Origin of the sequence: Ralstonia pickettii (assembly GCF_001699815.1) — a bacterium.
In the GTDB taxonomy this organism is placed as follows: Bacteria; Pseudomonadota; Gammaproteobacteria; order Burkholderiales; family Burkholderiaceae; genus Ralstonia; species Ralstonia thomasii.
In genome coordinates, this window is record NZ_MCGB01000088.1 from 1 (window position 1) to 7,596 (window position 7,596).

Consider the following 7,596-nt stretch of genomic DNA (forward strand, 5'->3'; position numbering starts at 1 on the left):
TTTTTAGCCGCGCCGCACCATGAGCCCCACTGCACCCGACCTGACCGACCGCCCCCGCATCTGGGCTTGCGGCATCAGCCGCCTGAGCGATCTCTTCCTCGATATTGCCGCCGAGTACAACGACCGCGCCGAGCTGCGCGTCATCACACGCGGCTTTGAAGACATCGTGCGCGAGATCGACGCCGCTGGCGCCGAGCGGCCCGACGTGGTGGTGGCGGGCGGCTCCAACGGCGCCTACCTGAAGCCGCGTCTGTCGCTGCCGGTGGTCGTCATCAACCCGACGGGCTTTGACGTGATGCATGCGCTGGCCCGCGCCCGGCGCGACGCGGAATCGGTGGCGCTCGTCACCCACGGCGACACGCCCGAGGAGGTGCGCCGCTTTGTCGCCGCCTATGGCATGGACGTGGTGTTTGCCTCGTACACCTCGCGCCAGGGCGCGGAGAGTTGCGTGCTGGACCTGCGCGACCGCGGCGTGGGTGTGGTGGTTGGCCCCGGTCTGGTGACGGACCTGGCAACGCAGGCGGGCATGAACGCCGTGTTCCTGTATTCGCGGGACTCTGTGCGTGCGGCATTCGATACCGCGCTGGAAGTCGTACAGGCCACGCGCCGCGAAACCCTGCGCCGCCAGCGGTTGGACAACCTGCTGCAGCATCTGCGTGACGGTGTGGTCGCGCTGGATGCGCAGGGTCGCGTGGAGGCCATCAACCAGCGGCTGGCCACGGCGTTGGGCATCGAGGCCAAGCAGGCCATCGGGCAACCGCTGCTCAGCATTGCGCCCAACCTGCTCGGCTTGCTGCCCGATACCGACGGCGACACGCTGGGCACCGTGCAGGGCGTGAACTACGTCATCCACCGTGGCCCGCTCACGAGCACCGGCACCGGCGCCGCAGAAGGCACGGTGTTCACCTTCCAGGAATCCCGCGCGGTGGAGCGGCTGGACCGCACGCTGCGCTCACGCCAGCGCCCGCAGCAGTTCAGCGCGCGCTATCGGCTCGAAGACCTGGTGGGCGAATCGCTGGCGATGGAACGCGTGCGTACGCTGATACGCCGCTATGCCAAATCCGACGCCACCGTGCTCGTGCTGGGCGAATCCGGCACGGGCAAGGAGATGGTCGCGCAGGGGATGCATCAGCTCAGCGCGCGGCGCGATTTTCCATTCGTCGCCATCAACTGCGGCGCGTTTCCCGAAGCGCTGCTGGAAAGCGAACTGTTCGGCTACGAAGAGGGCGCCTTCACCGGCGCGCGCAAGGGCGGCAAGACGGGGCTGATTGAAGCCGCGCACCGCGGCACACTGTTTCTCGATGAAATCGGCGAGATGCCGCTGCCGCTGCAAAGCCGCCTGCTGCGCGTATTGCAGGAGCGCGAGGTGGTGCGGCTGGGTTCCACCGAGCCCACCCGCGTCGATATTCGCGTGGTGGCCGCCACGCATCGCGCGCTGACGGACGCCGTGCAAGCCGGCACCTTCCGCGCGGACCTGTACTACCGCCTCAATATCCTCAGCATCGCGCTGCCCCCACTTCGCGAACGCCCCGACGACGTGATGCCCCTGGCCGTTGAACTGCTCGTGCAGGCCGCGCGCCGCGATCCGCGCCTGCTGCTGCGCATTGCCGACACGGAAGAGGCTGCCCGCGTGCTGGCCGGTGTTGCCGAGCCGCTGAGGCGCTACGCCTGGGCCGGCAATGTGCGCGAACTGCAGAGCGTGGTCGAGCGGATTGCCGTTGAACTGGCTTACACCGAAGACGCCAGCGCCATCACGCAAGACGTGCTGCGGCTGATTGCACCCGAAGTGTTTGCCCACGCCACACCGGGCAAACCGGCGGTATTGACGCTGCGCGAGCGCAGCCGGGGCGTGGAAGCGGAAGAGATACGCGCAGCGCTGGCCGCCCACGGCGGCGATCGGGATGCCGTATGTGCCGCGTTGGGGATCAGCAAGACGACGTTGTGGCGGCGGCTGCAGATGGGCTAGATCAAAATTGACCAGCGTAGGTGGTTGCGGTCGACCGGCGCGATGACTATCGTGCAATCCTCCATCGAGCCTCATTGCGTGCCGACAGGCGCGCGACCAAGAAGGTCAACACCATGGCACAACAAAGCCGCCCCCACATCATTCTCGCCAGCCTCACGCTTGCCGGCGGGTCGCGCTATCCGTCTGCCCTGGGCCATCTCGTCCGGACGGCCGCTGTTGCGGCGTATCTGGCAAACGTTTTGGAGCTGGACGACGCGGAACAGCGGCACATCTATCTTGTGGCGCCCGTGCACGACATCGGCAAGCTTGGCATTCCGGATGACGTCCTGCTCAAGCCCGCCGCCCTGACCGACGCAGAGCACGAGATCATGCAACGGCACTCCAACATCGGTGCCGACCTGCTTGCAGGGACGGCCGACCCGATCCTGCAGTTGGCAGCCAGCGTCGCGCGCCATCATCACGAGCATTTCGACGGCAGCGGCTATCCGGCCGGCCTCGCGGGGGAAGACGTCCCGCTTGCCGCGCGCATCGTGGCCGTTGCCGATGCGTTTGACGCCATGCTGGAGCCGCGCGTTTACCGCGAAGGGATGTCGGAGGATGACGCGGTCGGTGCGGTGGCAGACCAGAGTGGCCGGTACTTTGACCCCACGCTGGTGGAATGCTTCCTGAAGAACGTGCTGGGGGTTCGGCGCGCTCGTGCTGCTGCAGAAAGCCTGGTGCAGCAGTACGGCGACGTGTCGGGCGTCATCCGGTTCTATGGAGCTCGAGACCAATCGCCGGCATTCCTGAGGTATATCCAAACGCTTTGACAAGCAGCGCGCAGCGCAGCGCATAGTTGCTGACAGCGCATGCTCGGGGCGACGAAACGCCGTTCGTGGCAATCGTTCCAGACGGGGCCGCACTCTTCGCGCGGATGCTTGCCGCGACACCGAATTTGGCGGAATCCACTCGTGCAGCGCAAGGCGACATAACCCTTTGGACGGCTTTTCGCTTGGGCCGGAACCGTGGAAAATCGCGTTCCAACCCTGCTCGCCACCCTGTAGTTCGGAATGATAGAAAACAATCCCTCGGAGACCGCCCGGCACGCCCTCAAGCTGCTGGCCTCACGCAGGTTGGCGCCCACGCCAGACAACTTCGCCTCGATCTATTACGAAATCGCCGGCAACAAGCCCGACGCAGACCCCCCGGATGCCGAGCGGATGGCGCTCGTGCGTGAGTTGCGCGAGCAGCTTGCGCGCACGGTCGAATGCTGTCTGCCAGTGCTCGGTGAAGACGATGCCAGCATCGGCCCCGCGGCCTGGGCGCTGATCCGGGCCTGCCGGTCCGAATTCGAAGGCCTTGGCAGTTTGAACGGCAAGCTCTCGACGTTCAACCACTGGCTGTCGCTGGCGGCCGAAGACCAGAGCGAGATCCGCAGGGCATTGCTGAGCCTGCTGCAACTGGTGTTTGAGAACATCGCCGAGCTGTCGTTGGACGACCGTTGGCTGCGCGGCCAGATCGAAGCCCTGATGAAGGCCAGCGAGGCCCCCGTCAGCCTGCGCCGGCTGGACGATCTGCGGCGCCGCCTCATGGAGGTGATCCAGAAGCAAAGCTCGCTGAAGTCGAAGTCGATCGAAGCCCAGGAAGAAATGAAGCGGCTGCTGGCCGCCTTCATGGAGCGCCTGTCCGTTGCCGCAGAAACCTCGGGCGAGCATCACCGCCAGATGGAAGCCTGCGCCAAAAAGATTGAATCGGCCAACAGCATCGCCGAGATTGCGCCGGCCATTCAGGATGCGCTGTCGGCCACCCGCTGGATGTCGCTGGAGTCGGCCCGCAACCGCGACGTGCTGTCGGCGATGAAGGTCAAGGCCGAAGAGGCCGCCGCCGAGGTGGCGCAACTGCGCAAGGCGCTCGACATGGCATCGGCGTCGGCGCGTCACGACCTGCTGACGGGCGCGCTCAACCGCAAGGGTCTGGAAGAGGCGCTGGAGCGCGAAGTTGCCCGCGCGGCCCGCCAGAACACGGCACTCTGCATCGCGTTCCTGGACATCGACGACTTCAAGGCGATCAACGATACGCACGGCCACAGCTTTGGTGACGATGCGCTGTCGCACCTGGCCCAGGTGGCCCGCGAATCGATGCGCCCGCAAGACACGCTCGCCCGCTTTGGCGGCGAAGAATTCGTGATCCTGATGCCGGACACGTCGCTGGAAGAGGGCGTGCAGACCATCGTCCGCCTGCAGCGCGCGCTCACGCAGCGCTTCTTTGCGGCGGGCGATACGCGACTGTTCATCACCTTCTCTGCCGGGGTGGCGGAAGTCGGTAAGAACGAACCGCCCATGGCAGCCATCCAACGCGCCGACCGCGGCATGTATCAGGCCAAGCGCGCCGGCAAGAACAAGGTGGTCAGCGTCTGAGCGTGCCGACAACCTGTCGCGATCAACCCAGCATCGATAGCGCATCCGCCAGCGACAGCACCGTCGTGCGCGATTCAAACGCCGTCGCAAAAAGGTGCTCGTGCACGATCGGGTCCGGGTCGTAGCAGCAGTCCTTCACGGTGAACAGGCGGTAGTCCGCATCGCTTGCATGCGCAATGGAAGACAGCATCACGCCCGTTGACGCAACCCCCACCATGATCAAGGTATCGATGCCACGGGCGGAGAGCCGCACCTGCAGATCGGTTCCGTAGAAGACGCTGGCGCGGTGCGCGATGATGATCGACTCATCCGGCTGCCGGCCGAGTTCCGGCGAGATGCGGTCTTCAACGAACAGGCCCAGTTGCTTCACGCCTTGCCCGTTCTTGTTCAACGGGCTAATTTCCGGATAGCCGGGGCTGAAGTGGAACTTCGCAAAATAGACGCTGATGCCCGTGGCCCGCGCCGCGTCGCACAGCTTGCGGGTGTTGGCGAGCAGCGCAGGCGCGACCGACGGGAACAACGCCATGATGTCGGTCTGGTAGTGCATGACCAACAACGCCGTTTGCTTGGGAACAAGCGCGAATGTCGACATAGGGCTACGCGATGACGGATGGGGGGCGGCCGACTCTATCACGGGCACCTGTGTGGATTGGCCACAGTCGACCACGCCTTCCGTTGCGGGCCGGCAGCGCAAGGTTAGCCGCGCCGGATCACGCTGCGCGCCATCAAGGCGTACCACGAAGCCGCCTTGCGTCCGGTCCTATAATCTCCGCTTCCCCGACCCCCAAATCCCTAGCACCATGTTTTCGCCTCTCCACATCGCAGATCGATCAGCGCGTCGGGCCAGGAGACTCTGGGCGAACTACGGCATCTTCTGGCTCGGTGCCGTTCTCGTGGGTCTCGTGTCCGTCGCCTACGCCAAGCTGATCGATGTTGGCTTCGAGCTTTTCCGGAACATGGTGTCGCACGCGCTCTGGCTGCCGATCGTCATCACGCCGGTGGGGGCGGCACTGGCCATCTGGCTGACGCGCCAGTTCTTTCGCGGTGCCGAGGGCAGTGGCATTCCGCAGGTGATTGCGACGCTCGAGGATGGGCGGCTCTCCAGTTCGCTGCTCTCCCTGCGCATCATGTTCGGCAAGATCGTCGTCTCGTTCCTGGGCATCCTCTGCGGCTTTACGATTGGCCGTGAGGGGCCGACAGTGCAGATCGGCGCATCGCTCATGTACGCCATGCGGCGGGGCTATCGTCGAAGCAGCAAGCACATCGAACGGCAACTCACGCTTGCGGGCGCTGCGGCCGGGCTGGCTGCCGCGTTCAACACGCCACTGGCGGGCGTCGTGTTTGCCATTGAAGAACTGACGCGCAGCTTCGTTGCCCGCAACAGCGGCACGCTCATCACGGCCATCATTTTTTCCGGCGTGGTCGCTTTGGGCTTGCAGGGCAACTATCTGTACTTCGGGCGCATCCAGGCCATTGGGCAATTTCATCTGGCGCTGGTGCCTGTGGTGATTGCCGCCAGCGCCATCTGCGGTGTGGCGGGCGGCGTGTTCTGCTGGCTGCTGCTCAACATACCCCGCTGGATGCCTGCGCGGCTGGTTGACCTCCGGCAAGCGCAACCGGTGTGGTTCGCCTTTCTGTGCGGAGTCGCCATTGCACTGATTGGCCTGGTATCAGGCGGCATCACGTTCGGCAGCGGTTATGCAGAAGCGCGGGGCCTGCTGGAGACCCATCAGGCGCTCTCGCCGTTCTACGCGGTGCTCAAGTTCTGCGCGCTCATCGCGTCGTACCTGTCCGGTATTCCGGGCGGCATCTTCGCGCCGTCGCTAGCCATTGGTGCGGGGCTTGGCAACATCATGTCGCTCGTGACATCGGCGATCCCGCTGCCCAGTCTTGCCGCGCTCTGCATGGTCGGCTACCTGGCGGCGGTCACGCAGTCGCCCATCACGTCGTTTGTGATCGTGATGGAGATGATCGACGGCCACGAGATGGTCTTGCCGCTCATGGCTGTGGCGTTGCTGTCGAGCCAGGTATCGAAGGCGCTGACGCCGTCGTTCTATCACACGCTTGCGCATCGGTTTCGTGCGTTGGTGTCGCGCCCGGCGGCGTAGAAAACCCAGGCCGGAACAGCGCCGCTGCTCCGGTTTCAGCACCCGGCAACGTCACCCCCGCCGCGCCGCCTCAATCGCCGCGATGTCGATCTTGCGCATCGTCATCATTGCGTCGAAGGCGCGCTTGGCCGCTGCGCGGTCCGGGTCGGTATAGGCCGCAGTGAGCGCGCGCGGCGTGATCTGCCACGACACCCCCCACTTGTCTTTGCACCAGCCACAGGCGCTCTCCTGCCCGCCGTTGCTGACGATGGCGTCCCACAGCCGATCGGTCTCGGCCTGGTCATCGGTCGCAATCTGGAACGAGAACGCCTCGCTGTGCTTGAACTGCGGGCCGCCGTTCAGCCCCAGGCACGGAATGCCCGCCACGGTGAACTCCACCGTCAGCACGTCGCCCTCCTGCCCGGCGGGGTAGTTGCCCGGCGCGCGGTGCACGGCGGTGACGTTGCTGTCTGGGAAAGTCTGGGCGTAGAAGTTGGCCGCGTCCAGCGCATCGCGGTCGTACCACAGACAGATCGTGTTCTTGCTGACCATGCGTGTCTCCTCACCGGGCGGGCGCCGGCATGTGCGGTCGAGGCGGTCCACAGCTTGCGCGCCCGTGATGTGACGTGGATGCCTTTGCCACTGCCGTGGCTTGCACGCACTCACATTCCTACGCTTGCGACGGGTACTGATTCTCGTAGGTTTGACGTCCGCGTTGAGTGTTCAATGAATGCCGCCAAAACAGAATTTACGCATTTGGAACTCTAGGCAATGAACGTATAGTGCGTGCCCATGAAACGAGACCTGTTTGCTGAACGGAAAGAAGGAATGGATGCGCTTGCCGCAGAACGCGAAGGCAAGGCGACTCTCCCAAAACTCAAGGCGGGTAAGCCTGAGCCGGTGGAGGTAAATTCGAGCCCCGAAACCCTGCAGATGCCAGACGACGTCTAATACGACGCCCCAACAATAAAGCCGCCCCAAAGGCGGCTTTGTTTTTTTTGGTAGAGCCTCTCAGCTCGCCCCACCCGTTGTCGAACTGGCGGGTTCGGATGCAGGTGCCGGGCTCGGTGCCGCTGCGGGTGCAGGCGCAGGCGGCGTAGTCACCGCCGGTGCCGATGCCGGTGCAGCTTCAGCAGGCGCCTTTGGT

Annotated in this window: 7 protein-coding genes; 5 read left to right on the forward strand and 2 right to left on the reverse strand. The window is 64.8% G+C overall.

Annotated features, from left to right (window positions below):
• Positions 1-19: 19 nt before the first annotated feature.
• From prpR to BEK68_RS18900, 3 genes are all read left to right on the forward strand, one after another.
• Positions 20-1,966 (forward strand): propionate catabolism operon regulatory protein PrpR, encoded by a 1,947-nt coding sequence (gene prpR, locus BEK68_RS18890; protein WP_012430020.1) that lies wholly within the window; start codon positions 20-22, stop codon positions 1,964-1,966.
• A 113-nt stretch (positions 1,967-2,079) separates the two neighbouring features.
• Positions 2,080-2,775: an HD-GYP domain-containing protein gene (locus tag BEK68_RS18895; RefSeq protein WP_012430021.1), complete on the forward strand. Its 696-nt coding sequence runs from the start codon at positions 2,080-2,082 to the stop codon at positions 2,773-2,775.
• Between the two features lie 240 nt (positions 2,776-3,015).
• Positions 3,016-4,362, forward strand: coding sequence for a GGDEF domain-containing protein (locus tag BEK68_RS18900; protein ID WP_012430022.1), 1,347 nt, complete (start codon positions 3,016-3,018; stop codon positions 4,360-4,362).
• A 22-nt stretch (positions 4,363-4,384) separates the two neighbouring features.
• On the opposite strand, the gene BEK68_RS18905 is transcribed toward BEK68_RS18900, so the two are convergent.
• A complete protein-coding gene (locus tag BEK68_RS18905; RefSeq protein WP_012430023.1) occupies positions 4,385-4,954 on the reverse strand; it encodes an isochorismatase family cysteine hydrolase in 570 nt (189 codons plus the stop codon).
• Between the two features lie 208 nt (positions 4,955-5,162).
• Between BEK68_RS18905 and BEK68_RS18910 the strand changes: the two genes are divergently transcribed.
• Complete coding sequence (locus tag BEK68_RS18910; RefSeq protein ID WP_012430024.1) at positions 5,163-6,470, forward strand: chloride channel protein; 1,308 nt, start codon at positions 5,163-5,165, stop codon at positions 6,468-6,470.
• 51 nt (positions 6,471-6,521) lie between these two features.
• Here BEK68_RS18910 and BEK68_RS18915 read toward each other — a convergent pair whose 3' ends face one another.
• Positions 6,522-7,001, reverse strand: coding sequence for a VOC family protein (locus BEK68_RS18915; protein WP_012430025.1), 480 nt, complete (start codon positions 6,999-7,001; stop codon positions 6,522-6,524).
• A gap of 240 nt (positions 7,002-7,241) precedes the next feature.
• On the opposite strand from BEK68_RS18915, the gene BEK68_RS25830 reads away from it, so the two are divergent.
• Complete coding sequence (locus tag BEK68_RS25830) at positions 7,242-7,400, forward strand: hypothetical protein (RefSeq protein WP_170816400.1); 159 nt, start codon at positions 7,242-7,244, stop codon at positions 7,398-7,400.
• The last annotated feature ends 196 nt before the right edge of the window (positions 7,401-7,596 follow it).

Excerpts from the sequence above, each read along its gene's own strand:
- prpR (WP_012430020.1), top strand. The coding sequence starts at position 20 with ATGAGCCCCACTGCACCCGACCTGACCGACCGCCCCCGCATCTGGGCT.
- BEK68_RS18905 (WP_012430023.1), bottom strand. The coding sequence starts at position 4,954 with ATGTCGACATTCGCGCTTGTTCCCAAGCAAACGGCGTTGTTGGTCATG.
- BEK68_RS25830 (WP_170816400.1), top strand. The coding sequence starts at position 7,242 with ATGAAACGAGACCTGTTTGCTGAACGGAAAGAAGGAATGGATGCGCTT.
- BEK68_RS18900 (WP_012430022.1), top strand. The coding sequence starts at position 3,016 with ATGATAGAAAACAATCCCTCGGAGACCGCCCGGCACGCCCTCAAGCTG.
- BEK68_RS18910 (WP_012430024.1), top strand. The coding sequence starts at position 5,163 with ATGTTTTCGCCTCTCCACATCGCAGATCGATCAGCGCGTCGGGCCAGG.
- BEK68_RS18915 (WP_012430025.1), bottom strand. The coding sequence starts at position 7,001 with ATGGTCAGCAAGAACACGATCTGTCTGTGGTACGACCGCGATGCGCTG.
- BEK68_RS18895 (WP_012430021.1), top strand. The coding sequence starts at position 2,080 with ATGGCACAACAAAGCCGCCCCCACATCATTCTCGCCAGCCTCACGCTT.